Genomic DNA, 23,482 nt, shown 5'->3' with positions numbered 1-23,482 from the left:
TGGCGCGCTCCAAAACTTGCGACTGTCTTGTCCCTGCACAGAGCCCAATCATGCAATTTTTATCCAACCCCCATGGCTGTGAAGGCTGGGCCGGCGAAATGGCCCAGCGGATTCGCACGTTTGACTGGTCAAGTACCGACCTTGGCCCCTTGGATCAGTGGTCCACGAGCCTGGCTTGCACCGTGCAAATGATGCTCGCCTCACCCGTGCCGATGGTGATGCTGTGGGGGCGGGCGGGGTACATGATCTACAACGACAGCTATTCGGTATTTGCCGGCGGGCGCCATCCCTACCTCTTGGGCACTCCGGTCGAACTGGGCTGGCCGGAAGTAGCCGAGTTCAATCGGCACGTGGTGGATACGTGCCTGGCGGGCGGTACCTTGTCGTTCAATAACAAGGAGCTGGTGTTATCGCGTCACGGCCAACCGGAAAGCGTATGGCTGGACCTCTATTACAGCCCCGTGGCCGGGGACAACCAACAGCCGGCCGGGGTGCTGGCGATTGTGGTGGAAACCACCGAACTGGTGAAGTCCGAGCGGGTGCGCCAGGAGCTCACCCATAATCTGGAGCAACGCGTAGCCGCTGAAGTGCAGGCGCGGTCTGCCGCAGAAGACCAGTTGCGCCAGTCACAGAAGCTGGAAGCGATTGGCGGCCTGACCGGTGGCGTGGCCCATGACTTCAATAACCTGCTGCAAGTGATCGCCGGCAACCTGCATTTGCTCGCCAGGCATGAGCCGGACAATTGTCAGGTGCAACGTCGCGTCACCGCGGCCATCGCCGCCGTGGAGCGAGGGGCCAAGCTGTCGTCGCAACTGCTGGCCTTTGCCCGTCGCCAGCCCTTGTCTCCGGCGGTGTACAACCCGCAGCGCATCTACGCCGGCCTGGGCGAGCTGTTGCAACGGGCGTTGGGGGAAACCATCCATATCGACGTGCAACTGCCCCAGGACTCCTGGTGCATCAATGTCGACCGCAACCAGCTGGAAAACGCGCTGCTCAACCTGGCGATCAACGCCCGCGATGCCATGCAAGGCGAGGGTGTGATTCGTATCACCGGGGAAAACGTCATCCTCAACCCGGACGATTGCATCGGTAAAAGCATCAAGCCCGGCGAGTACGTGCGCCTGGCAGTGGCTGACACCGGCGTGGGTATGTCCGAGGCGACCCTCAAGCGCGCATTCGAACCCTTCTTTACCACCAAGCGCGAAGGCCACGGCACCGGCCTGGGGTTGAGCATGGTGTTCGGTTTTGTGCGCCAAAGTGGCGGGCACGTGGACATGTGGAGCGAGGAGGGCAAGGGCTCGGTGGTGCAGATGTATTTCCCCCACTGCCTGGAGCCTGAATGCTTCGACGACTACAGTGATGCGGACCTGCAAGGCGGCGGCCAGGAAACCATCCTGGTGGTCGAGGACAACGAAGGCGTGCGCCTGACGGTGGTCGAGTTGCTGCAGCAATCGGGCTATACCGTACTGACCGCCGAGGATGGCGACCGCGCGATGCAAGTGTTGCAGCGCGGCGTGTCGCCGGACCTGATCTTCACCGATGTGGTGATGCCGGGTCGGGTCAAGAGCACCGATCTGGCCACCTGGGCCCGCGCGCAGAACCCGCCGGTGCCGGTGCTGTTTACCTCGGGCCACACCCGCGACATTCTGTCTTCCAATCATCTGCTCAGCGCCGATATCCACCTGCTGAGCAAACCCTACAGCCCCGATGCCCTGACCCAACGCGTGCGCAGGGTGCTAAGCGCAAGACAAGGTTGCCCATGACTTCACAGCGCAACATCCCACCGCTCACCGCCCGGCAAACGGGCTTCGTCAGGGTGCGTGGCGCCCGTGAACATAATTTGCGCAATGTCGATGTGGATATTCCCCGGGACGCCCTGGTGGTGTTTACCGGCGTGTCTGGCTCCGGCAAATCGTCCCTGGCGTTTTCCACGGTGTACGCCGAGGCCCAGCGCCGCTATTTCGAATCGGTGGCGCCCTATGCGCGGCGCTTGATCGACCAGGTCGGCGTGCCGGACGTAGACAGCATCGAAGGCTTGCCGCCTGCCGTGGCCCTGCAACAGCAACGGGGTACACCCAGTGCGCGCTCGTCGGTGGGCAGTGTCACCACCTTGTCGAGCTTGATCCGCATGCTCTATTCCCGCGCCGGCCGTTATCCGAAAGGGCAGGCCATGTTGTATGCCGAGGACTTCTCGCCGAACCTGCCCCAGGGCGCGTGCCCGCAATGCCACGGCCTGGGCCGCGTGTATGAAGTGACCGAAGCGCTGATGGTGCCCGATCCGTCCTTGACCATCCGCCAGCGTGCAGTGGCGTCCTGGCCGTTGGCGTGGCAGGGCCAGAACCTGCGCGACATCCTCGTGACCCTGGGTTATGACGTGGACATCCCGTGGCGCGAGCTGCCGAAAAAGCAGCGCGACTGGATCCTGTTCACCGAAGAAACCCCCACCGTACCGGTGTACGCCGGCTTCACCCCGCAGCAGACCCGCGAGGCGTTGAAACGCAAGTTGGAGCCCAGTTACCAAGGCACCTTCAGCGGCGCTCGGCGCTATATCCTGCACACCTTCGCCCACACCCAAAGCGCGCTGATGAAAAAGCGTGTATCGCAGTTCATGCAAGGCAGTGCCTGCCCATTGTGCAAGGGCAAACGCCTGAACCAGGCGGCGTTGTCGGTGAAGTTTGCCGGGGTGGATATCGGTGAGCTGTCGCAATTGTCCCTGGCGCAATTGGCCGAGTTGCTGCAGCCGGTGGCCGCGGGGCACGACACGATGAAGCTGTCGGTGGAAAAACGCCTGGCGGCCCAGCGCATCGCCCAGGACCTGCTCGAACGGGTCAACACCTTGATCGAACTGGGCCTGGGCTATCTGTCCCTGGAGCGCAGCACGCCGACCCTGTCGTCCGGGGAACTGCAGCGTCTGCGCCTGGCTACCCAATTGGGCTCGCAGTTGTTCGGTGTTATTTATGTGCTCGATGAGCCTTCGGCGGGCCTGCACCCGGCGGATGGCGAAGCATTGTTCACCGCGCTTGATCGTTTGAAGGCCGCGGGCAATTCGCTGTTTGTGGTGGAACATGACCTGGAAACCATGCGCCGCGCCGACTGGCTGATCGACGTGGGCCCGGCTGCCGGCGAACATGGCGGGCAAGTGCTGTACAGCGGGCCGCCCGCAGGGTTGGCGGATGTCGAGGCCTCGCAGACCCGCGAATACCTGTTTGCCTCACCTCGCCCGGCCAATGTGCCAAGCCGCGAGCCGGCCGGTTGGCTGAAGCTCAAAGGCGTGACGCGAAACAACCTGAAAGATTTGAACGTGGATTTCCCGCTGGGCTGTTTCACCGCGGTGACGGGGATTTCCGGCTCGGGCAAATCCAGCCTGGTCAGCCAGGCGCTGCTGGAATTGGTGGGCACGGGCCTGGGGCGTGTGCTGGAAAGCGACGATGAACCGAGCCTGGAAGATGCTGCACCGCAAGCCAGTGGCGGGCGCATCAGCGCCGGGCTCGAGCACATTCAGCGCCTGGTGCAGGTGGACCAGAAGCCCATCGGCCGCACGCCGCGTTCCAACCTGGCGACCTACACCGGGCTGTTCGACAACGTGCGCAAACTGTTTGCCGCCACGCCAGCGGCCAAGAAACGCAATTACGATGCCGGGCAGTTCTCCTTCAACGTCGCCAAGGGCCGTTGCCCGAACTGTGAGGGTGAAGGTTTTGTCAGCGTTGAATTGCTGTTCATGCCCAGCGTGTACGCGCCATGCCCGACCTGTCACGGCGCGCGCTATAACCCCGACACCCTGGCGATCAAATGGCAGGGCTTGAACATCGCCCAGGTGCTGGGGCTGACGGTGGAGCAAGCGGTGCAGGTGTTTGCCGAGCAGCCGGGCATCCTGCGTTCGTTAGTCGTGTTGCGCGATATCGGCCTGGGTTATCTGCGCCTCGGGCAGCCGGCCACCGAGTTGTCTGGCGGTGAGGCACAGCGCATCAAGCTCGCTACCGAGTTGCAACGCAATGCCCGGGGCGCCACCTTGTATGTGCTGGACGAGCCGACCACCGGGTTGCACCCCAGGGACGTCGATCGTTTGCTCAGCCAACTGAACCAGTTGGTGGATGCGGGGCATACGGTGGTTGTGGTGGAGCATGAAATGCGCGTGGTGGCCCAAAGTGACTGGGTGATTGATATCGGGCCGGGAGCAGGGGACTTGGGCGGGAGAGTCGTGGCGTGTGGGGCGCCGCAGAAGGTGGCCAAGAGCAAGACCAGCCGGACTGCGCCGTTTCTTGCTCGGGAGCTGGTCTGACTGGAGGCTGGCCTTTTGTGGGAGCTGGCTTGCCTGCGATGATGGCCCCCAGCCGACCCCTATCTGCCTGATCCAACACGATCCATTTGCATTGTCTGTGGAAGCAGTGTTTGGCTCAGCGGATCGAGTCCAGCATGCGCCCCAACATGGCATCACATCCCGCCAATTGCGCTACGCTCACAAACTCATCCGGCTTATGCCCCTGCTCCATGCTCCCGGGCCCGCATACCACGGTGGGAATGCCTGCCGCATCAAACAGCCCGCCTTCGGTGCCAAACGCTACGGTGCCGAACGCTTGCGAGCCGCAAAACGCCGCAATCAGCTGCGCCGCCTGGCTGTGCTCATCCGTGACCAGCCCCGGGTAGGCCGACAGCTCTGTGAACCGAATGGAGCTCTGCTTGCTGACCGCCTGCATACGCGGCAGTACCTGCTGCATGGCGTACGCTTGCAGTTCTTGAGCGACTTCAGCGGGGTCCGAGGCGGGCAGGGCGCGTACTTCAAAGTCAAAGCGACAATCGGCCGGGACGATGTTCAATGCCTTGCCACCACTGATCAGGCCGGTCTGTACCGTGCTGAAAGGTGGGTTGAAACGTGGGTCCTGGTGCGAACGCAAGCGCTGGCCGATGCGCCCGAGTTCGCAGATCAGATCGGCGGCATGTTCGATCGCATTCACCCCCGAGGGCGCATACGCCGAATGACATGCTTGACCCTGTATGTCGCAGCGCATCGCCAACTTGCCCTTATGACCCAACACCGGTTTGAGTTCGGTCGGTTCGCCGATGATGCACAGCATGGGTTTCACCGGACGCTGTTCCAAAACAGCGAGCAATGAGCGTACGCCCAGGCATCCGACTTCTTCATCGTAGGACAGGGCGATATGCACCGGCAGGCGCAACGGCGTTTTGACCAGTGCGGGTACCAACGCCAGTACGCACGCGATATACCCCTTCATGTCGGCGGTGCCGCGCCCGAACAGCTTGCCGTCACGCTCGGTCAACGTGAACGGCGGCAGGGTCCAGGGTTGCCCATCCACTGGCACCACGTCGGTATGCCCCGACAGCACGATACCTGGCAGCTCAACCGGGCCGACGCTGGCAAACAGGTTGGCCTTGGTGCGTTGCGCGTTGTAGACCAACTCGCTGGCGATACCAAACCCGGCCAGGTAATCGCGCACAAACTCGATCAACTGAAGGTTGGACTCACGGCTGGTGGTGTCGAAGCCCACCAGCGTTTCCAGCAGGTCGCGGCTGCGGCTCATCGCTCGTCTCCGGCCACGCCGTAGCCGGGGGAGCGGTCGGGGGCGAGGGCGCGATCGATATAGTCCTGTACCTGTGGGCGGTAGGCGTCCCAGAGTTTTTGCAATTCGCCAATCGGCGCTTCGTCGGCCCAATCCACGCGCAAGTTGATGATCGGCCAAGTCAACTCGCCCACCACCACCAGCGCGGCGGAATGCACCGGGCCGGCTTCGCCACCGGCGGCGATGGCGGCATGCATCGCTGCCAGCAACCGGTCTGCGAGCTGGCCTTCGCCCTGTTCAAAGGCCGAGACCATCGCGGTGATGACTTCACGGTCGGCGAGCATATTGCCCGCCGCCACGCATTGCTCGCCCGATACCGCGTGATGGGTACCCAGGGTCTGGCTGCCGCTGAAATGCACGCTGCGGCCCAGGTAGTCTATCGCCGTCAGTTGCCGATACTGGCTGTAGCCGTTGCGGGTGAGTGCTTTGTCCACGGCATCGGTTGGGGCCAGGCCCTGTTCCAGCCCGTCGAGCACGCCTGGGCCGAGGGCCGGCAAGGTGATGTTCTGGGTCGATACCGCGCCCACGCCGGGCCGCAGCCATGGGCAGCGAGCGCCTACGGCGATACTTGATGAGCTGATGGCAACGCCCAACTGGCCGGTTTCCGCGCAGCGGCCAACGATTGAAAAGGTCATGGCTAGCCTCCTTACTCTGGGATAACCGCGATCACATCAATTTCCATCAGCCACTGCGGCTGGCCCAGGGCCGAGACCACCAGCCCGGTGGAAATCGGGAATACGCCCTTGAGCCACTTGCCCACTTCCTGATACACCGGCTCGCGGTAGCGTGGGTCGATCAAGTAGGTGGTGGTTTTGACGATGTGGCTGAGGTCGCTGCCGGCTTCTTCGAGCAGTTGCTTGACGTTTTTCATCGCCTGTTCGGCCTGGGCCCGAGGGTCGCCGAGGCCCACCAGGTTGCCATCGAAATCAGTGCCCACCTGGCCGCGTACATACACGGTGTTGCCGGCGCGCACGGCCTGGCACAGGTCGTTATCCAGGCTCTGGTTGGGATAGGTTTCTTTGGTGTTGAACATGCGGATGCGAGTGTGAGTAGGCATCAAAAAACTCCAGGAAAAAGTGATCAGGCGCTGACAGGGGTCTGGCGGGCAACCGGCGCAGCTTCGCGGTACTCGAGGTACTGACGCTGGATAGCGATATGGTCGGCTACGTATTTGGCGTCGTGCCACACCCCCCAGATAAACGACGAGCCACGCCGCGATTGCCATGGCAAACCGAGGAAGTAGATGCCGGCTTCGCTGGATACACCACGTTGGTGTTGCGGCTTGCCGGCGGCGTCGAAAGCGTCCACCTGTAGCCAGCTGTAGTCCACGACAAACCCGGTGGCCCAGATGATCGAGGTGATGCCCGCTTGGGCCAGGTCCAGCGTCAGGATTGGCTGCTTGATGCATTCAGCGTCGGGAAACACGCGACGTGCTTCGGGCTCCAGGGGCAGGTCGAGACCATTGCGTTCGATATACGCGTCGGCCGCGTCCAGCAGGGCCCGGTAGTTCTCATCCCCGCGTGCCAGGTTTTCCACCAGGTTGGGTTGGAACGTCGCCACCGTACCGTCGAAGGCTTGGGTCAGGCCAACCAGGGTCATGCCTTGCTGGGCCAGTTCACGGAAGTCGATGGTCTTGCCGCCGTGGGCGCCGCTCACAGCAATGGTCACGTGTTCACGGCCAGGTTTCATCGCCGCCTGGTCCCACTCGCCCAGAACCCCCAGCCACCAGCAGAAATCCCGGTTGCGATAGGCGCGGGGCGGGCGGTCATGGGCGCCTACCGACAGGTAGACCTGGCGACCGGCGCGCTGCAGTTCATCGGCGATTTGTACGCCGGAAGAACCGGCGCCCACCACTAATACGGCGCCTGCCGGCAGTTGCCCTGGGTTGCGATAGTCGGCGGAATGGATCTGGTGCAGTGCCGTGCCTGTAGGCGCTATGCCTGGAATCACGGGCTTCTGGAATGGCCCGGTGGCGGCGACCACGCGGTTGGCTTCGATCACACCTTCACTGGTGTGCACGGTGAAGCCGGGGCGGCCGATGTTACGTACCACTGACGTCACGTCCACGCCAGTGCGGATCGGCGCATTGAATTTGCGTGCGTAGGCTTCAAAGTAATCGGCGACACGCTCTTTTGGCGCGAAGCCATCGGCAGGGACGTCGTCGAATTCCAGACCGGGGAAGCGGTCATGCCAGGCCGGGCCGTTGGCGACCAACGAGTCCCAGCGCCCGGTGCGCCAGCGTTCGGCGATACGGCTGCGCTCCAGCACCAGGTGCGGCACGCCTTGCTTGCTCAAATGCTCGCTCATGGCCACGCCAGCCTGACCTGCGCCCACCACCAGCGTGTCTATTTTTGTTATTGCTTGAGTCATGTGTCTGTCCTTGCGTAATGCAGTTGGATTCAGCTTGGGCATGACGTCAAGTTAGGGGGCGGGCGGTGATTAATAAAATATTATTAAGTTGGGAATTGAGCATAAATATCGGATGCAGAGGGGGCTGTAGGAGCTAGCTTGCTCGCGAAAAACGTCAACGCTAACGCGTGTTTTCTGAGTCAACGCGGCGCCTGTGGTTTTCTCGCGAGTAAGCTCGCTCCTACAAACAGCTTAGAGCTCTCCGGAGTACTTCACCGCCGCCGCCGCCCGCGACGGTACCTTCAGACTGCGCAGCAGGGAGGACACATGAATGCGCACGGTAAACGGCGAGATATCCAGGGCCTTGGCGATTTCCTTGTTGGTCTTGCCCTGGGCAATCAGGCGCAACACTTCCTGCTGGCGGGTGGTAAGGGTATGAGTGTCCAGCGGCAGCAGGCCCGACGGCGCGAACTTGACCAGCACTTCGCCGGCGCGTATCGCCAGCAGCGCCTGGCCGATCTCGTCCGGGGCGATGTTCTTGCCGATAAAACCGTCGACGCCCAAGGCCATGACTTGTTCGATCAGCGCAGGGTCGTCGACCATCGACACCACCACCAAGGTGGTGCGTCGCAGTTGCTGGCGCAGTTCGGCCAGTTGGCTGATGCAGGTCAGGCCGGGAAAGCGCAAATCGAGGATCAGGGTATCGACCTCGCCCGCCTCGCGCAGCAACGTATTCACCGTGGCCAGGTCGCCGGCCTCTTGCACCTGGGCGTCGGGCAGCAAGCGTTGCACGGTGCGCGCCATGCCTTCGCGAAACATGGGGTGGTCGTCGGCGATGATGATCCGGCCGGTCATGGTGAGCTCCTTCCTGGGGCCAGGTTGTGTCGAGGCATGCTACTTTATTTACTGTCGGCGCAGGAGCGAGCTTGCTCGCGAAGCACGCCCAGGCACCACGTACTTCCAGGTAAAACGCGTTGTCGCTGACGTTTTTTCGCGAGCAAGCTCGCTCCTACAGATGATAGGTCAAGGATATGACGATGAGCCCCGAGACCAACTCCGAACTCGATCAGGCTAATCTGCGCATCGTGGTGGCCAGCATCGCTATCGTTTACATCGGCGTGCTGGGCTTTTTGCCTGGGCAGTCGTTGGACACCTATCTGCCGGTGATCCTGTATATCTTCGTGTTCCTGCTGGCATCCATCGTGTTGCGCCAGGTGATCGCACGCTGGCCCGGGCATTATCCGGCGCGGCGGATCTTCGGCATGATCCACGACTACACGGGCACTTCGTTCGGCCTGGTGATGGGCGGTGAGGCGGCATTGCCGCTGTATGCGGTGATGGTCTGGGTGAACCTGGGCAACGGCATGCGCTACGGTTCGCGCTACCTGGCAATCGCGACGGGGCTGGCGTTGCTGGCGCTGTTGATCGTGTACCAACTCACGCCGCTGTGGCAGGCGCAACCCTTCATGATGCTGATGCTGATGATCACCAGCACAGTGATCCCGGTGTACGCCCATATCCTGTTGGAGCGCACACGCAAGGCTTCCGAGCAAGCCATCGCCGCCAACCTGGAAAAGTCGCGCTTTCTTGCGCAGGCCAGCCATGACCTGCGCCAGCCGATCCACTCCATCGGCCTGTTCACCGCCTGCTTGCGCGAAGCCCGCTTGGGGGAGGACGAACAGCGCCTGGTGGACAATATCGACCGCTCTTTGCTTAACGTGTCGCAATTGTTTCGTTCGATTCTCGACCTTTACACCCTCGACAACGGACGCCTGTTGCCCAAATACCAAGTGATTCACCTGGGTGACTTTCTCGCCGACCTGGTGCGCCAGAACGCCGAGGCTGCGCGTTGGGCTGGAGTGCAGTTGCGCTTGCGCGCCTGCGCTCACTGGGTGCTGGTCGACCCGGCCATGTTGGCAACGATGGTGCAGAACCTGCTTTCCAATTGCTTCAAATACGGCGCGCAACGACCAGTGCTGATCGGTGTGCGTGTTCGCGATAACGGCTTGGTAGTGGAGGTGCACGACCAGGGGCGGGGCATTGCCAGGGAGCATCTGTCAAAGGTCTTCGAAGAGTTTTATCGCGTGCGCCAACTGCGTGACAAGGACGTTGAAGGCGTGGGCCTTGGGCTGTCCATCGTCAAGCGCCTGGGGCAGTTGATGGGGTTGCAGGTGAGTCTGCGTTCGCGGGTGGGCCATGGCACCTCAGTGAGTCTGCATGGCCTGGCCCTGGCCACCGCGCCGCGTCAACCGGCAGTGCGTGACGATGCTCGCCAGGCCGGTCTGCTCAGCGGTCTGAAAGTGTGCCTGGTGGAGGATGACTACAACGTGCTGCTCGCCACCCAAGCTTTGCTCGAGCGCTGGGGGTGCGAGGTGCAGGCCGAGTCCACGGGGCAGGGCTTGGTCAGCGACTGCGACATCATCGTTGCCGACTACGATCTGGGCAACCATGCCACCGGCATTGAATGCATCGACCAGCTACGCGAACAACGCGGCTGGGCGGTGCCAGCGCTGATCCTCACCGGGCACGATGTGGAGAAAATCCAGGCCGCGTTGCATGATCGGCAGATCGCTATCCTCTCCAAACCGGTACGCCCTGCGGAGCTGCGCGGCACCCTGCGTGAGCTCAGTCAGGAAAAAATTACTGCATGAACGGCGTCAACCCATTGCCTTTGGCGCCCTTGGGCATGCAGTAGGCCGCGGGCTTCATCAGGCCGAAGCTGGCAATCGCGAACGCGCCGCCGCTCGCACCGCTGGGCACGGAGCAGTTGTACTCGCCGGAGGCTGTGTTAGCGACGTAGTAGGTGGTCATGGAGTCGCTGCGCACATTGGAAATACGTTTTACCGGCTCGCCCAGATTGGTTTCCGAAAGCTTCTTGAGATGATCTTCGGTGGGTTTGATATTGCTGCAACCGGCGACGCCGATGATCAAGGCGCCCAGCAGGGCAAGGCGAGTGACAGGGGAGTGGAGTTTCATGGTGCTTCTTCCTTGGGGTTGTTTTGGTTTTTCCAACGCGCAAAGAACCCGCGCGCATTGAGTGCGCGGTGTGGGTGAGAACGTTGGAAGTGCCGCGGAATATAGCGCCGCCGTGGGGTGGGGTCGATTAGCACAAATGGGCTAGTGGCAGTTTGAGGTCATGGAAGGAGCTTGCGATGCTGGAGATAAAACGTGCCACGCCGGATGACGCCGAGCGTGCGTTCGAGATTCGACGCGAGGCCATTCGCGGCCAATGCATTGGCGCCTACAGCGCTGAGCAAATGGCGCTCTGGACCCGAGGTCACGCCAGCGATGGCTACAGCGTGTTGATGGAAAAACAGTTCTACATGGGCTGGCTGAATGACGAGCCTGTCGCCACCGGTATGCTCGATCTTGCCGACGGTGAAATAGGGGCCTTGTTTGTATTGCCCGCTTACATGGGGCAAGGCCTTGGCAAGGCAATGCTTGCTCATCTGGAAGGCGTGGCACGCCAGCAAGCGATTGAACAGGTTGTGCTGGATGCGACCTTGAACGCGGTAAGTTTTTATAGCGCGTGCGGGTATGTAGGCGATGAGCAGGCGGTGTATCGCTCTCCGTCCGGGTTGGTGCTGGCGTGTGTGCCGATGGTGAAGCGGCTGCGGGTTATGAGCCCCGCTTGAATGCAGCGCGCAATTGCTCGATCACCTGCGCCACCCCTGGCCCGTGAACCTGCGGCGGGGTGAGGCTCTCGCCAAACTCGCGCCATACAAACAGGGTCAGTTCAGCGCCATCGGTCATGGGTTCGAGGGGCGGCGTACCGAAAGCGTACAGCGAGCGGTAGCGTTCGTCCTGCCAGAACGCTCGCTCCACCCAGTCATAGACAGGAATGAAGTGAAAGTGCAGCGGGAAACCCGGCATATGTCCGTAGCGGCTGATATATAGCCACTTCGGCTGGAGCTGGGCTTGCATCACTCGTTGGATGTTGGCGAGCAAACCGCCCATTTCGGCCAGTGCGGCTTCTGGCATGTCAGCGAGGGAGTCAACCGGTACCTTGGCGCCAAGCATCAGGTAGCCCGGCAGCTTCGACGCTAGGTGGTGGTTGAGCTGCCAGTGCTCGGTCTGGTGAAGGATGAAGGCCGGGTCGATGTGCATACGCGCGCGTCCGTGTGGGCGGGAGCGCCAGGATAACAAAACTGCGGGCTTGCTCGCGAAGGCGGCCTGATAGCCGACCAGATGTCAGATCAGACCGCGTACATATCCGTTATTCAGGTAACGGCCACCTAGGGTTCCGCAATGGCGGCGGCTCACTTTGCAAAAGCGGCAAATCAAGCAAAACGCTCTTGCCCCATTACTCGGCACCTCGTTAGCGGGGCCCTATCGCCCTGCTTAGCCGCCGGCCACTGGACTGCGCCAGTCGTCCGAACCGGACGTCCCGGCGACCTCGTGAGTCCAGATGATCTTGCGATAGCTGAAGTGCACGTCCTCCAGATGGGTGAAGTGGGCGTTGTCGGGGTCCTGGCAGTTGGGCATGCGCGATTGGATGTCCACGATGGTCGCGCCTTCCAGTTCAATGGTGAAATAGTGCTCCAGAGTCCCGGAGGAAGAGTTGCGCAGCCATTCCAACCGGCAGGACACTTCTTCGCCGGTAGTCAGGGCGCTGAACAGCAAAGGTGAGGATTTATCGAAAACCTTGCTGATCATCAGCGGTTTGTGCACGCGCTGACCGGTTGGCTGGCCGGATTGCGGGTCGCGAGGAATGATCACCTGGTGGGCAAATGCTTGTACCAGTATCTGGTCCTCATGACCTTCCTGATAAATGCTGCCTACCGAGTCCTGAGTAAATGTGCCTGCCGTAATCAAACCTTGTTTGACACCGGTGATGGAGAGATACGCGGGTGTTGGCATGACGGGTTTCCTTGCCTGATTGAGTAGGTATTGCCGAACAGCAAAAGCGCTGAAGGGGCAGAGGCCTATAACAAGAAGCGTGCCTGAAAGTATGAAAGCCAATGAAATAAAGACCAAGGCGGCTCTGTGTTCGTTTGTTCAGAGCTTATTGTCGAGCGGTAGGTGGATTTCAGCGCTATTAGTTTCACGCCTGCGCGCACTTAGTTGCTCATGCCCTATAAGTTGTAAATGCGCGGCTGTCGGAGATAAAGCGTGGATTTTTCGATGAAGAGGTGCGCAAATAGTTGCGCATTCCTTTATTTGTTGGGTGTGTAGGACGTTTCTTAAGTTCCGTTCCGTTACTTGCTGATTGTTTTTGTCGTGGCTAAGGTTCACTCACTTCGATGAGTTTTGAATGGAAGTTCAAGGGCGTTTCGACAATGGCGTTAAGTCCTCCTATTTACCTCGGACGGATGTGTGCAACTCAAAATGGCTTATTCAGAAGAACTTTATGTTCATTACCGCAAGCTTGCACGGACAGCATGTTGCTCAAGCAGTTTTGTTGGTAGTGACGTGCGTTTTTCGAGCGAGTTTGAAGCGCTGGAGGCCGAGCTTGGCAAAGCCCAGTCTATCCATGTTGCGGGCCAGCCGGATTGGCAGAGGGTCAGCGAAATCAGCGAGCATTTGCTGCGTGATCACTCCAAGGATCTACGCGTCGCCGTCTGGTTGGTCTGGGCCCTGTATCAACGTGATTCATTTGCCGGATTGCTGGCCGGTCTCGGTTTGCTGCGTGACCTGTGTGAACTCCATTGGGAGCAGGTTTACCCTGGCAAGCTACGAACCCGTGCTGCGGCGTTTGGCTGGCTGGTGTCGCGCCTTGAGCAAGCGTTTGCACTCAACCCGTCGCTCAGCGATCAACGGCCTTTATTCCAGGCCCTGTTGGAACACCTGGCATGTCTCGACCAGCTATGGGGCGAACAACTTGGAAGCGATGCACCTTTGCTGCTGCCGATTCGCCGGCAATTGTCGGAGCGCTTGGCGCAGGGTGTATCCGAACCTGGCGGTGTCGCGAACGTCATTGCCCAGGTCAAGCAGACGACCCAGTTGCTGAGTCCCGGGCAACCGATCAACAACGAAAAAGACGCGCACAGACTGCTGCGCACTTTACAGGAGCAGGCCCGCCCGTTATGTGCCTGGTGGTTGCGCCAGGACGCAACCGACCTGCGTGCCTTGCGCCTGGGTCGAACCTTGGCGTGGTTGATGCTCGTCAATTATCCCGACGCCAACAGTGAGCGAGTAACGGCGTTGCGCCCGTTGGTCGCGGACAAGCGCAAGCGCTATCAAGAGCGTCTCAGCCAAGGCCATCACGCCGATCTGTTGCCTGAGCTTGAGGTAAGCCTGGCGGGTGCGTTGTTCTGGTTGGATGGTTTGCGCATGGTCTGGGAGTGCCTGGACGCCTTGCATGCAAACCTGGCCATGACTGAACTGGAGATGCATTTGGCTCTGCTGCTGCAGCGCCTGCCGCACCTGCCTGAATATCGGTTCAACGACGGCACCCCCTTTGCCGACCCTACGACAGGTGAGTGGATCGCGCTGCATGTGATGCGTCACGTGCACAAGCCCGAGCCCTCCCATGTTGTCGCCGACAGTCACACGCAGCCCTGGGAGACCACATCGCAAGCGGTGATGCCTTGCCTGCGAAAGGACGGCCTCAAGGCAGCAGTGGCCGTACTCAAGCAAGGGCTGCAGGCGGCGTGCGGTGATCGAGCGCGCTTTCATTGGCGCCTGGCGCTGGCCAGGTTGTGCGTGGCGGCTGGCAAGCATGAGCTGGCCAGGCTTCAGCTGGAAGAACTCGACCTTCAATTACAGCGCACAGGTCTGGAAAGTTGGGAGCCGGCGCTGACCTTGCAAGTCGGCAAGCTTCTGTACCGCTGCTATGAGCTGTTGCCACAAACCCAGCCCATATGCGACTGCAAAGACGCACTGCATCGCAGGTTGTGCCATTTCGATCTTGAAGCAGTACTTGAATAGCGCCTCATCAAAAAGGAAAAGCACCATGGCCAAAGACGGTTCGGTAGCCCCCAAGGAACGTATCAATATTACTTTCAAACCCGCTGTCGGTGGGGCCCAGGAAGAAGTCGAGCTGCCGTTGAAGCTGCTGGTGCTGGGAGATTTTTCCCAGCGTGCGGACCATCGCAAACTCGAGGATCGCAAGCCCATCGGTATCGACAAGCACACCTTTGACGAGGTGTTGGCCAAGCAAGCCTTGAGCCTGACGCTGAGCGTACCCAATCGCCTGCAGGATACCGCTGATGTGGAGGAGTTGCCGATCCAGGTGCAGATCAACGTCATGAGGGACTTCAACCCCGCAAACCTGGTCGAGCAGATCCCGGCGTTGCAAAAGCTGATGGCATTGCGTGAAGCCCTGGTGGCGCTCAAGGGGCCGCTGGGGAACACGCCGAACTTTCGCAAGGCTATCGAGCAGGCATTGGCCAATGACGACTCCCGCGCTCGAGTCCTGGCCGAACTGGGGCTGGACAGCCCTCAAGCATTGCCGTTTCAGTAAAGGGACACTGACACCATGAACACGATTGAACACAGCTCGAAACTCGTACAAACCACCGAAACCTGCAGCATCCTCGATAACATCATTGCCCAGACCTTGCTCAGTGCCGACGACGAGGCTTACGGCATCGCCAAGCGCGGCGTGTCGGCGTTCATTGCAGAGCTGGTGAAGCCACATAACTGTGATGAGCCGGTAAAGAAACACCTGGTCGACCGCATGATTGCCGAGATCGATACCAAGCTCAGCCAGCAAATGGATGAAATCCTGCACCATCCGGACTTCCAGGCACTGGAGGCTTCATGGCGAGGCTTGCAGTTGCTGGTCGAGCGCACCAATTTTCGCGAAAACATCAAGATCGAGCTCTTGAATGTCTCGCGCCAGGACCTCCTGGACGACTTCGAAGACTCATCGGAGATCACCCAGTCCGGGCTTTACAAACATGTCTACAGTGCTGAATACGGCCAGTTCGGCGGACAGCCGGTGGGCGCAATCATTGCCAACTACTTTCTCTCGCCCAACGCACCTGATGTGAAGCTGATGCAGTACGCATCCAGCGTCGCCAGCATGGCCCACGCGCCTTTTATCGCCGCTGCCGGGCCCGGGTTCTTCGGTTTGGAAAGTTTCACCGGGCTGCCGGACCTGAAGGATCTGCGAGATCATTTCGAAGGTCCGCAATTTGCCAAGTGGCAAAGTTTCCGGCAGAGCGAAGACGCCCGTTATATCGGCCTTACCGTACCGCGCTTTCTGTTGCGTACCCCGTATGACCCCCTTGAGTATCCAGTCAAGACCTTTGCCTACCAGGAGAATGTGGTTAATAGCCACGAGCATTACTTGTGGGGCAATACCGCGTATGCCTTTGCCACCCGCCTGACCGACAGCTTTGCGCGATTTCGCTGGTGCCCGAACATTATCGGCCCGCAAAGCGGCGGAGCGGTCGAGGACCTCCCGCTGCATCACTTCCAGAGCATGGGCGAGATCGAAACCAAAATCCCTACCGAGGTGCTGGTATCGGACCGACGCGAATACGAGTTGGCACAAGAAGGTTTCATCGCCTTGACCATGCGCAAAGGCAGCGATAACGCGGCGTTCTTTTCCGCCAGCTCCGTGCAGAAGCCAAAATCCTTTGGTATCAGTGAGGAGGGCAGGGCCGCAGAGCTGAATTACCGGCTGGGCACCCAATTGCCTTATATGATGGTAGTCAACCGCTTGGCGCACTACCTCAAAGTGCTGCAGCGCGAGCAGTTGGGCGCATGGAAAGAGCGCACAGACCTGGAGCTGGAACTCAACAAGTGGATTCGCCAGTACGTGGCGGACCAGGAAAATCCTAGTGCCGAGGTACGTGGGCGGCGCCCGTTGCGAGCTGCACGCATTGTCGTCAGTGATGTCGATGGCGAACCTGGCTGGTACCGGGTCAACCTGACTGTGCGCCCGCATTTCAAGTACATGGGGGCAGATTTCACTTTGTCCCTGGTCGGTAAGCTGGATAAAGAATGAGCAGAGGCTACGGCATGCCAGAGCACGGCAGCCTTTTCGAACGCCTCGAATGCGGTGCGTCGCCCCCGGAGGGCGGGGCGGCGTCCATTGCTGCCCATCTGGGGAAAATGCTCAGCACTCGCGCGGGCAGTGTCAAGACATTGCCTGATTATGGGCTGCCGGACCTCAATGACATGCGGCTTAGCTTGCATGAGTCCTTGAGCCAGTCGCGTCTACATATCGAGCGCTTTATCCAGGCCTATGAACCGCGGTTGACGAATGCACGTGTCAGGCTGTTGCCGGGGGCGCGTGAATCCCTGGAGTTGGCGTTTGCCATCGAGGCTGAGCGGGCCATTGACGGCATCCTGCAGCCCGTGGTGTTCCACGCCCGCCTCACGGATGCCGGGCGGGTTGAGGTTTTTACCGATGACGCTTGACCGATATTTTCAAAGCGAACTCAGTGCCCTGCGCCAACTGGGCAGGCGTTTTTCAGAGCGCAATCCCGCCCTGGCGCCGTTTCTCGCCGAGGCTGGCCAGGACCCGGATGTCGAACGCTTGCTGGAGGGTTTTGCCTTTTTGACCGCGCGCCTGCGCCAGAAGCTGGATGACGAACTGCCGGAGTTGACGCATTCGTTGATGCACTTGCTCTGGCCTCATTACATGCGGCCGATACCGGCCTTCAGCATCCTGCAATTCGATCCGTTGAAACGCGCTGGTCCCGGTGTTCGAGTGGGTCGGGACACCGCCGTGGAAAGCGCCACCATCCACGGCGAGCGTTGCCGGTTCCGTACATGTTACGCCACCGATGTCATGCCCCTGCAACTCAGTGGCCTGGAATACCGGAGCCAGGGCGAAGGGGCCCGTCTGGATTTGCACCTGAGCATGAGTGTCGCAGGTAACTTCAGCGAGTTGGCATTTGATTCACTGCGCTTGCACCTGGCCGGAGATCCTTATGTCAGTCAGGGCCTGTATCTGAACCTGTTGCGTCATCTCGATGGGATCTGCCTGCTGTTACTGGATCACGACGGTATGCCGATCATCGCCAGCGATGGCATGCCCGTGATGCTACGGCTTGCTGCTGACCAGGTTCGGCCGGTGGGATTCTCCAAGGAGCAGGCGTTGATTCCTTATCCGCAGAATGCCCTGGGGGGTTATCGACACCTGCAGGAGTACTTTGCTTTTCCCGAGAAGTACCTGTTTGTCGACGTTGAAGGTCTGAGTGTGCTGCACACGCTGTCTCACGAGCTGCTCCGGCAGGCGCATGGCATGGTAATGCGCTTTGAACATCGCACTTACGGCCGTGAACCTCAGCGTCCCACCCTGGACAACATAAAGTTGTATTGCACGCCCATCGTCAACCTGTTCAAGCAGGATGCGATTCCTATTCGCCTGGATGGAAAGCAGGATGAGTACCTCTTGGTGCCCGGGGAATATACGCCGGGTAATGCCAGCGTCTTTTCCGTGGATCAGGTCACTGGGTGGCGCCCCGGTGGCTTGGGCTATCAAACCTACGTGCCGTTCGAGTCGTTTGAGCATGACTGCGACACTGAGCCCCTGGCGGCACCGCCCAGCTACAGCATTCGCCAACGCTCGTCGGTTCAACATGCCGGGCTCGATACCTGGATGGGGTTTGGCAACCGCCGCGAACGGGGCCATGAAACCTTGTCGGTCGAACTGACCTGTACTAATTGCAACCTGCCGCGCCAACTGCGTGCGGGTGATATCAATCTGCCCGGTGAGCAGACGCCGGAGTCGTTGACGTTCCGCAACATCACCGCGCCAACGGCGAGCTTCGCACCACCACTGGACCAAGACTATCTGTGGAAGCTCATCAGCAACATGTCGCTCAACTATTTGTCGTTGACCGATATCAATGCCTTGAAAGTGATTCTGGAGTCCTACGATTTGTCGCGTTATTACGATCGCCAGGCCCTGAAGGTCAGCCAGAAAAGACTGGGCGCCTTGCTCTCCATCCGCCAAGAGCCAGTGGATCGCCTGCACCGCGGGCTGCCCATCCGAGGCGTGCGGATCGATCTGACGGTCGATTCCCAGGGCTTTGTTGGCCAGGGCGACCTGTTTGTATTCGCTTGCGTTCTAAATGAGTTTTTTGCGCTTTATGCCAGCCTCAATTCGTATCACGAGTTGCGGGTCATCAGCACACAAGGAGACGTGTATCTATGGCCATCCCAGATGGGACAGCAACCCCAGCTCTGACTCAACTTTGTCGCGTTATCCGTGAGTTCACGTTGTTTCAGGCGGTTCTGCAGGTTATCGAGCATTTGCGCGAGGCCCATCCGCTTTTAGATGACGACGCGCTGTACGACCAGTTGGAGTTCCAGGCCAACCCTGGTCTCGGGTTTGCCGCGCACGATATTGACCGGGTGGAGTTCTTTATGGAACAGGGCCAATTGCGCGCACGCCTGCGTCTGAATGTGTTGGGGTTATTCGGTGCGGGGTCACCACTGCCCGCGTTTTATGGTGAGCAGGCATTCGCCGAGCGCTCGGGTGGCAACCCGACTCGGGATTTCCTCGACCTGTTCCACCATCGGCTGCACCGGCTGATGCTGCCGATCTGGCGCAAGTACCGCTATCGGGCGTGTTTCCGGGCAGGTGCCAACGATAGGTTTTCCGAGCAGATGTTTGCCTTGATAGGGCTGGGCGCAGCTGCGATACGGGGCGTTTGCCAAGTCGATTGCAAGCGCTTGCTGCCTTACCTTGGCTTGCTGAGTTTACGGGTGCATTCGGCGGCGTTGATCGAGTCGGTCCTGCGTTACTACTTCATGCACGAGGCGTTGTTTCTAGAGCAATGGGTTGCACGTACGGTCGAGGTCTGCCAGACGCAGCGCAATCATCTGGGGCGGGCCAATAGTGCTCTTGGCGATGACCTGGTTCTGGGGCACCGCATCGCTGACCGCAGTGGCAAGTTCAGGGTGCATGTCCGGGCGCTGTGCTGGGAGCGTTTCCACGATTTTCTGCCCACCGGAAGTGCCTACCAACCACTGCGTTCGCTGGTGCGCCTGACCCTGCGGGACCCCTTGGACTACGACCTGAGCCTGATGTTGGCGCAGGGCCAGATCAAGGCCTTGCATATTGGTGAGAACTCAGTTTGCCGCCTGGGCTGGACCACTTGGCTGGCGCATGAACAGGCCGATGGCGTGGTCACGCTGACCCACAATTCATCAGGGATTAATGACCATGACTAATGCGGACCTGCAACAACTGATCGGCGCGCTGTCGGCAAGACCGACACAGTGCTGGCCCTGGCGTGTTTCGACGAGTGCAGCCCATGACCGATAACCTGCTTGGTAAAGAGGCCGACCCGCTGGTTTATGTCGACGCGCTGTCTGCCTGTTTCACACGCTTGGGGTTCGAGCGCGATGAACATTCGTTACTTGAAGGATGCGTTACCGGGGCGGCACGGCTGAGCCAGTGTGAGCTCAGCCAATTGTATCTGCTGGACGAAGTGACCGGCCGGCTTGAACTGACCGCTCAACATATGGCCCAGATACCATCGCTCTCCGTTGCGCCTGCGTGTCCCGATCAGTCCCACCAAGGGCTGCTGCACGCAACCTTGAACCAGGGCTCCGTCCTGAGTCTGGAGGATGTGCAAGACAGTGGGTATGACACCCGCTTCCTCCCGGCAATGGCGATACCCTGGCGTGCGCTATTGATCGTGCCGCTGCTCAGCCGATGCAAACGTATGACCGGTGTGCTGGTCTTCGCCCGCCAGCAGTCGGTCCAGTTGCGAGGCTACGCCTCATCCTTGGGGCATTTGGGCAGCTTCGCCTTGAATCAGTTACTCGCACTGCGCGATATCCAGCCCATCGTTGGCACAAAGCGCAGATGCGACAAACCGTTGGCTGGAACATATGGCTTGATTGGCACCAGTGCGGCAATGGAGCAGGCGTGCCGGCTGATCAGTAAAGTGCTGCACACGTCTTATACCGTGCTGCTGCACGGTGAGACCGGCACTGGCAAGGAAGTGGTGGCCCGTGCCATCCATGCCGCCGGGCCGCGCAAGGCCAAGGCCTTTGTCGTGCAGAACTGCGCAGCGTTCCCGGAAGGGTTGCTTGAAAGCGAACTGTTCGGCTACCGAAAAGGCGCGTTCACTGGCGCCGAGCGCAATCACGCGGGGCTGTTCGACGCTGCGCATGGCGGTACGTTGCTGCTGGATGAGATCGGCGATATGCCGCTGTCACTGCAAGCCAAGTTGCTGCGGGTATTGCAGGAGGGCGAGGTTCGCCCACTGGGCGCCAGTGCAGCCCATAAGGTTGATGTCCGCATCATTGCTGCCACCCATCGCGACCTCGCGGCGATGGTTGCCGAGGGGCGCTTTCGCGAGGATCTCTATTATCGGCTTGCTCAGTTCCCCATCACTCTACCGGCCCTGCGCGAGCGAGACGGCGATGTACAGCAACTGGCGCGCTATTTCACGGACAAGGTTTGCGAAGCGCTGAAAAAGTCACCTGTCGATTGGTCGAATACCGCCCTTGATCAACTTTCCAGCCACAGCTTCCCCGGCAACATACGCGAGCTCAAATGCCTGGTGGAGCGCGCCGTGCTGTTGTGTGACGACAGCGTGATCCGACCGGAGCATCTGGCGCTGCCAATGACACTGACGCCAGCCGCTACCGATGAAGCGACCCTGCGCCAGCGCATGGAACGAGTGGAGCGCACGTTTTTGCTCGATTGCCTGCACAAGAATCGCGGTAATCGCACCCGTACGGCACGGGAGCTAGGGGTTGCCCGGCGTACGCTGCTCTACCGTCTTGCCCGCTTGAACATTCCCTTTGGCGATGCCAGGGAAGAACGCTGAATGACGCACCTTATTTTCACTATGGGAGAAAGCCGATGCCTGATCGTCCATGGCACATCGTCGTGCTTGTACTGTTTTTGCTGGGTGGCTGTAACGCCAACTATGTATTCGATGACGCTGAGTACCATCCTGTGGGTGACCCACAGGCGATCACTCGTGGCCGCTGAATGGAGGGTCATGAAGATGCAGCTTGTGTTTGAGATCTGCGCGCCCGAGAGCGAAAAGAACGTGCCCCTGGTCCGCAAAGTGTTTGACGTGAGTGGTGGCGTGATCGGCCGCGGCTCGGAATGTGATTGGGTAATACCTGACGCCAGCCGCGTGCTCTCCAGCCACCATGGACTGGTCGCCTACCGCGAGGGCCGCTATTTCCTCACGGATATCAGCCGCAACGGAATCAGGGTGGCAGGGAGTCATGAGCGCCTGCGCAAGGGGCACGCGCGATTGATCAGTGATGGCGAAGTGTTCGAGCTGGGAGCGTTGGCGATACGTGCGCGCTTGCTGGAGCCACCGCAACCTGCTGGCGGCCTGCTGGCCGCCTCGGCAGTAATGATCCCTGAAGACGCCTTCCTTTCGCTGGGCCCTTCGCATCAGTTGGACCTTGATTGCCGTATGCATGCCTTTTCGCAGGATCTGGAGGCATTGAACGAGTCCGCCGATGAGCAGCAAGTGTGGACGGATCGCTACGGGGCTGACCGGGAGCACGTGGTCTTCCCACGTCGGGAAGAACCCGCGGTAGAGGTTGCTACGGTACAGGCAGCGATGACTGTGCCGACTGATGACGAGTTCTGGCCACAATTTGCAGCAGCCTTGGGCCTGGACCTGAATACGCTCGATCAACCGGGTCGGCAAGCACTGGCGATCAAGGTGGCGCGCTTATTTCGCCTGACGATCGAAGGGTTGCAACAAAGTTTGCGCACCCGTGACGAATTGAATAACGAGTTGGATACAGCGCCGTTCGGCAGCCATGGTGTGGGCCTTAATCCCTTGAAAGCGTGTAGCGACATCGATGCTGCGGTAGCTGCGATGTTGGATATAAGTGCGTTAGGCCAGATGCCCGCTGTACGGGCTATCACCCAGGCTCACCGGGAACTGCAAGCGCATCAGGTCGCACTGTTGGCCGCCTGTCGAAGCACCTTGCGCAACGCCCGTGCGGCCTTTGAGCCCAGCTATCTGTTGGGATGCTTCGAGTCCTCGGGCAAGTCGGTCGGGTTTTTCTCGGATGGTGGGCATTGGCGTGCGTACCAGCGTCATTACCAGCGTCTGGTGGCGCAAGAGCGATTGAGTGATCGTCCTTTGGGGGGCGACTTCGCCAAGGCCTATGAGGAGCAGGTGCGCCTGATCTCCAGCCTGCATATTGATTTTCCAGGATAATGCTCATGTACCGAGTCACCCTTGCTTTGCTGTTGCTCATGTTCGGGCTATTGACAGGTTGCAGCGCCGCCTCGCCTTTTTCTAAGCTGACCAAGCTAGACATGGCGCTGACCGCCAGTGAACTCGTCAACCCGGATCTGCATGGCCGCCCCTCGCCAGTTGTGGTGCAGTTGATTGAACTGCGCCAGGGCGTCGCTTTTGAACATGCCGACTTCTTCGGTCTGTATGGCAATGCGCAGCAGACGCTGTCCAAGGACTGGGTAAACAGCGACGAACTTGAATTGCGCCCTGGGGACCGCCTGGGGCTCAAGCTTCGTATCGGACCTGACAGTCGTTTCGTGGGGGTGCTGGCGGCTTATCGAGACCTGCCCAATGTCCAGTGGCGGCTACTGATCCCGCTGACCGTGCAACAACGTAACCGTGCTGATCTGGTATTGGATCAGACCGGTATACGCGTTGCTGGCTCACTCGCCGGCCTGGAGGCGCAGTGAC

Annotated in this window: 22 protein-coding genes; 14 read left to right on the top strand and 8 right to left on the bottom strand. The window is 60.1% G+C overall.

The window, feature by feature from the left end; genetic code table 11:
• Nucleotides 1-50: 50 nt before the first annotated feature.
• Nucleotides 51-1,763 (top strand): ATP-binding protein, encoded by a 1,713-nt coding sequence (locus ACP7CZ_RS00540; RefSeq protein WP_034126118.1) that lies wholly within the window; start codon nt 51-53, stop codon nt 1,761-1,763.
• Nucleotides 1,760-4,279 carry an excinuclease ABC subunit UvrA gene (gene uvrA, locus ACP7CZ_RS00535; protein ID WP_198791230.1) on the top strand — a complete coding sequence of 840 codons (2,520 nt, stop codon included), beginning with the start codon at nt 1,760-1,762 and terminating at the stop codon, nt 4,277-4,279. The genes ACP7CZ_RS00540 and uvrA overlap by 4 nt, the downstream gene beginning before the upstream one ends.
• Before the next feature lie 115 nt (nt 4,280-4,394).
• On the opposite strand, the gene argE is transcribed toward uvrA, so the two are convergent.
• The 5 genes from argE to ACP7CZ_RS00510 form a co-directional block, all read right to left on the bottom strand.
• Entirely contained in the window at nt 4,395-5,537 is a 1,143-nt protein-coding gene (argE, locus tag ACP7CZ_RS00530; protein ID WP_054917132.1) for an acetylornithine deacetylase, read from the bottom strand.
• Complete coding sequence (locus ACP7CZ_RS00525; protein ID WP_294164602.1) at nt 5,534-6,211, bottom strand: DUF1028 domain-containing protein; 678 nt, start codon at nt 6,209-6,211, stop codon at nt 5,534-5,536. Before ACP7CZ_RS00525 ends, argE begins: the two co-directional genes overlap by 4 nt.
• A gap of 11 nt (nt 6,212-6,222) precedes the next feature.
• Nucleotides 6,223-6,633 (bottom strand): RidA family protein, encoded by a 411-nt coding sequence (locus ACP7CZ_RS00520; RefSeq protein ID WP_014718154.1) that lies wholly within the window; start codon nt 6,631-6,633, stop codon nt 6,223-6,225.
• Nucleotides 6,634-6,656: 23 nt separating this feature from the next.
• Entirely contained in the window at nt 6,657-7,988 is a 1,332-nt protein-coding gene (locus ACP7CZ_RS00515; RefSeq protein WP_372241968.1) for a flavin-containing monooxygenase, read from the bottom strand.
• Between the two features lie 189 nt (nt 7,989-8,177).
• Nucleotides 8,178-8,780, bottom strand: a complete 603-nt coding sequence (locus ACP7CZ_RS00510; RefSeq protein WP_034126113.1) for a LuxR C-terminal-related transcriptional regulator — start codon at nt 8,778-8,780, stop codon at nt 8,178-8,180.
• 182 nt (nt 8,781-8,962) lie between these two features.
• On the opposite strand from ACP7CZ_RS00510, the gene ACP7CZ_RS00505 reads away from it, so the two are divergent.
• On the top strand, nt 8,963-10,576 hold the full coding sequence (locus tag ACP7CZ_RS00505; RefSeq protein WP_294164594.1) for an ATP-binding response regulator: 1,614 nt from the start codon (nt 8,963-8,965) through the stop codon (nt 10,574-10,576).
• Here the strand turns inward: ACP7CZ_RS00505 and ACP7CZ_RS00500 are convergent.
• Complete coding sequence (locus ACP7CZ_RS00500; protein ID WP_044273082.1) at nt 10,566-10,901, bottom strand: hypothetical protein; 336 nt, start codon at nt 10,899-10,901, stop codon at nt 10,566-10,568. The two genes, ACP7CZ_RS00505 and ACP7CZ_RS00500, sit on opposite strands and share 11 nt — an antisense overlap.
• Before the next feature lie 176 nt (nt 10,902-11,077).
• Here ACP7CZ_RS00500 and ACP7CZ_RS00495 point away from each other — a divergent pair, with 176 nt between their 5' ends.
• On the top strand, nt 11,078-11,560 hold the full coding sequence (locus tag ACP7CZ_RS00495; RefSeq protein WP_054917124.1) for a GNAT family N-acetyltransferase: 483 nt from the start codon (nt 11,078-11,080) through the stop codon (nt 11,558-11,560).
• Here the strand turns inward: ACP7CZ_RS00495 and ACP7CZ_RS00490 are convergent.
• Both ACP7CZ_RS00490 and ACP7CZ_RS00485 read right to left on the bottom strand, forming a co-directional pair.
• Nucleotides 11,544-12,032, bottom strand: coding sequence for an HIT family protein (locus ACP7CZ_RS00490; RefSeq protein WP_072448377.1), 489 nt, complete (start codon nt 12,030-12,032; stop codon nt 11,544-11,546). The two genes, ACP7CZ_RS00495 and ACP7CZ_RS00490, sit on opposite strands and share 17 nt — an antisense overlap.
• Nucleotides 12,033-12,266: 234 nt before the next feature.
• The gene (locus ACP7CZ_RS00485; RefSeq protein ID WP_034126109.1) at nt 12,267-12,785 is read right to left on the bottom strand and encodes an Hcp family type VI secretion system effector; all 519 of its coding nucleotides are present in this window, start codon (nt 12,783-12,785) and stop codon (nt 12,267-12,269) included.
• A 468-nt stretch (nt 12,786-13,253) separates the two neighbouring features.
• On the opposite strand from ACP7CZ_RS00485, the gene tssA reads away from it, so the two are divergent.
• The 10 genes from tssA (at nt 13,254) to tssJ (ending at nt 23,481) form a co-directional block, all read left to right on the top strand.
• Nucleotides 13,254-14,795, top strand: a complete 1,542-nt coding sequence (tssA, locus tag ACP7CZ_RS00480; protein WP_294164584.1) for a type VI secretion system protein TssA — start codon at nt 13,254-13,256, stop codon at nt 14,793-14,795.
• A 25-nt stretch (nt 14,796-14,820) separates the two neighbouring features.
• Nucleotides 14,821-15,330, top strand: coding sequence for a type VI secretion system contractile sheath small subunit (gene tssB, locus ACP7CZ_RS00475; protein ID WP_054898526.1), 510 nt, complete (start codon nt 14,821-14,823; stop codon nt 15,328-15,330).
• 15 nt (nt 15,331-15,345) lie between these two features.
• Complete coding sequence (gene tssC, locus ACP7CZ_RS00470) at nt 15,346-16,824, top strand: type VI secretion system contractile sheath large subunit (protein ID WP_054898527.1); 1,479 nt, start codon at nt 15,346-15,348, stop codon at nt 16,822-16,824.
• A 14-nt stretch (nt 16,825-16,838) separates the two neighbouring features.
• A complete protein-coding gene (gene tssE / locus ACP7CZ_RS00465) occupies nt 16,839-17,240 on the top strand; it encodes a type VI secretion system baseplate subunit TssE (protein WP_054898539.1) in 402 nt (133 codons plus the stop codon).
• Nucleotides 17,230-19,017 (top strand): type VI secretion system baseplate subunit TssF, encoded by a 1,788-nt coding sequence (gene tssF / locus ACP7CZ_RS00460; protein WP_198862093.1) that lies wholly within the window; start codon nt 17,230-17,232, stop codon nt 19,015-19,017. Before tssE ends, tssF begins: the two co-directional genes overlap by 11 nt.
• Nucleotides 18,981-20,006, top strand: a complete 1,026-nt coding sequence (gene tssG, locus ACP7CZ_RS00455) for a type VI secretion system baseplate subunit TssG (RefSeq protein ID WP_294164575.1) — start codon at nt 18,981-18,983, stop codon at nt 20,004-20,006. Before tssF ends, tssG begins: the two co-directional genes overlap by 37 nt.
• A gap of 83 nt (nt 20,007-20,089) precedes the next feature.
• Nucleotides 20,090-21,619 carry a sigma-54-dependent Fis family transcriptional regulator gene (locus ACP7CZ_RS00450; protein WP_294164573.1) on the top strand — a complete coding sequence of 510 codons (1,530 nt, stop codon included), beginning with the start codon at nt 20,090-20,092 and terminating at the stop codon, nt 21,617-21,619.
• A gap of 35 nt (nt 21,620-21,654) precedes the next feature.
• Nucleotides 21,655-21,786, top strand: coding sequence for a hypothetical protein (locus ACP7CZ_RS00445; protein WP_034126102.1), 132 nt, complete (start codon nt 21,655-21,657; stop codon nt 21,784-21,786).
• A 10-nt stretch (nt 21,787-21,796) separates the two neighbouring features.
• Nucleotides 21,797-22,990 carry a type VI secretion system-associated FHA domain protein TagH gene (gene tagH / locus ACP7CZ_RS00440; RefSeq protein ID WP_294164571.1) on the top strand — a complete coding sequence of 398 codons (1,194 nt, stop codon included), beginning with the start codon at nt 21,797-21,799 and terminating at the stop codon, nt 22,988-22,990.
• A gap of 5 nt (nt 22,991-22,995) precedes the next feature.
• Nucleotides 22,996-23,481, top strand: a complete 486-nt coding sequence (gene tssJ, locus ACP7CZ_RS00435) for a type VI secretion system lipoprotein TssJ (RefSeq protein WP_034126100.1) — start codon at nt 22,996-22,998, stop codon at nt 23,479-23,481.
• Nucleotide 23,482 lies beyond the last annotated feature (1 nt).

The organism is Pseudomonas sp. DWP2-2 (genome assembly GCF_049897065.1).
Classification (GTDB): Bacteria; Pseudomonadota; Gammaproteobacteria; order Pseudomonadales; family Pseudomonadaceae; genus Aquipseudomonas; species Aquipseudomonas paracarnis.
Note: the sequence above shows the minus strand (reverse complement) of the source record. Positions and strands in the feature narration are given on the sequence as shown.

Excerpts from the sequence above, each read along its gene's own strand:
- tssB (WP_054898526.1), top strand. The coding sequence starts at position 14,821 with ATGGCCAAAGACGGTTCGGTAGCCCCCAAGGAACGTATCAATATTACT.
- tssF (WP_198862093.1), top strand. The coding sequence starts at position 17,230 with ATGACGCTTGACCGATATTTTCAAAGCGAACTCAGTGCCCTGCGCCAA.
- ACP7CZ_RS00490 (WP_072448377.1), bottom strand. The coding sequence starts at position 12,032 with ATGCACATCGACCCGGCCTTCATCCTTCACCAGACCGAGCACTGGCAG.
- ACP7CZ_RS00485 (WP_034126109.1), bottom strand. The coding sequence starts at position 12,785 with ATGCCAACACCCGCGTATCTCTCCATCACCGGTGTCAAACAAGGTTTG.
- ACP7CZ_RS00540 (WP_034126118.1), top strand. The coding sequence starts at position 51 with ATGCAATTTTTATCCAACCCCCATGGCTGTGAAGGCTGGGCCGGCGAA.
- ACP7CZ_RS00505 (WP_294164594.1), top strand. The coding sequence starts at position 8,963 with ATGAGCCCCGAGACCAACTCCGAACTCGATCAGGCTAATCTGCGCATC.
- ACP7CZ_RS00520 (WP_014718154.1), bottom strand. The coding sequence starts at position 6,633 with ATGCCTACTCACACTCGCATCCGCATGTTCAACACCAAAGAAACCTAT.
- tssG (WP_294164575.1), top strand. The coding sequence starts at position 18,981 with ATGGCCATCCCAGATGGGACAGCAACCCCAGCTCTGACTCAACTTTGT.
- ACP7CZ_RS00500 (WP_044273082.1), bottom strand. The coding sequence starts at position 10,901 with ATGAAACTCCACTCCCCTGTCACTCGCCTTGCCCTGCTGGGCGCCTTG.
- ACP7CZ_RS00510 (WP_034126113.1), bottom strand. The coding sequence starts at position 8,780 with ATGACCGGCCGGATCATCATCGCCGACGACCACCCCATGTTTCGCGAA.
- argE (WP_054917132.1), bottom strand. The coding sequence starts at position 5,537 with ATGAGCCGCAGCCGCGACCTGCTGGAAACGCTGGTGGGCTTCGACACC.
- tagH (WP_294164571.1), top strand. The coding sequence starts at position 21,797 with ATGAAGATGCAGCTTGTGTTTGAGATCTGCGCGCCCGAGAGCGAAAAG.
- ACP7CZ_RS00450 (WP_294164573.1), top strand. The coding sequence starts at position 20,090 with ATGACCGATAACCTGCTTGGTAAAGAGGCCGACCCGCTGGTTTATGTC.
- ACP7CZ_RS00495 (WP_054917124.1), top strand. The coding sequence starts at position 11,078 with ATGCTGGAGATAAAACGTGCCACGCCGGATGACGCCGAGCGTGCGTTC.
- tssC (WP_054898527.1), top strand. The coding sequence starts at position 15,346 with ATGAACACGATTGAACACAGCTCGAAACTCGTACAAACCACCGAAACC.
- uvrA (WP_198791230.1), top strand. The coding sequence starts at position 1,760 with ATGACTTCACAGCGCAACATCCCACCGCTCACCGCCCGGCAAACGGGC.
- tssJ (WP_034126100.1), top strand. The coding sequence starts at position 22,996 with ATGTACCGAGTCACCCTTGCTTTGCTGTTGCTCATGTTCGGGCTATTG.
- tssA (WP_294164584.1), top strand. The coding sequence starts at position 13,254 with ATGGCTTATTCAGAAGAACTTTATGTTCATTACCGCAAGCTTGCACGG.
- ACP7CZ_RS00515 (WP_372241968.1), bottom strand. The coding sequence starts at position 7,988 with ATGCCCAAGCTGAATCCAACTGCATTACGCAAGGACAGACACATGACT.
- tssE (WP_054898539.1), top strand. The coding sequence starts at position 16,839 with ATGCCAGAGCACGGCAGCCTTTTCGAACGCCTCGAATGCGGTGCGTCG.
- ACP7CZ_RS00525 (WP_294164602.1), bottom strand. The coding sequence starts at position 6,211 with ATGACCTTTTCAATCGTTGGCCGCTGCGCGGAAACCGGCCAGTTGGGC.
- ACP7CZ_RS00445 (WP_034126102.1), top strand. The coding sequence starts at position 21,655 with ATGCCTGATCGTCCATGGCACATCGTCGTGCTTGTACTGTTTTTGCTG.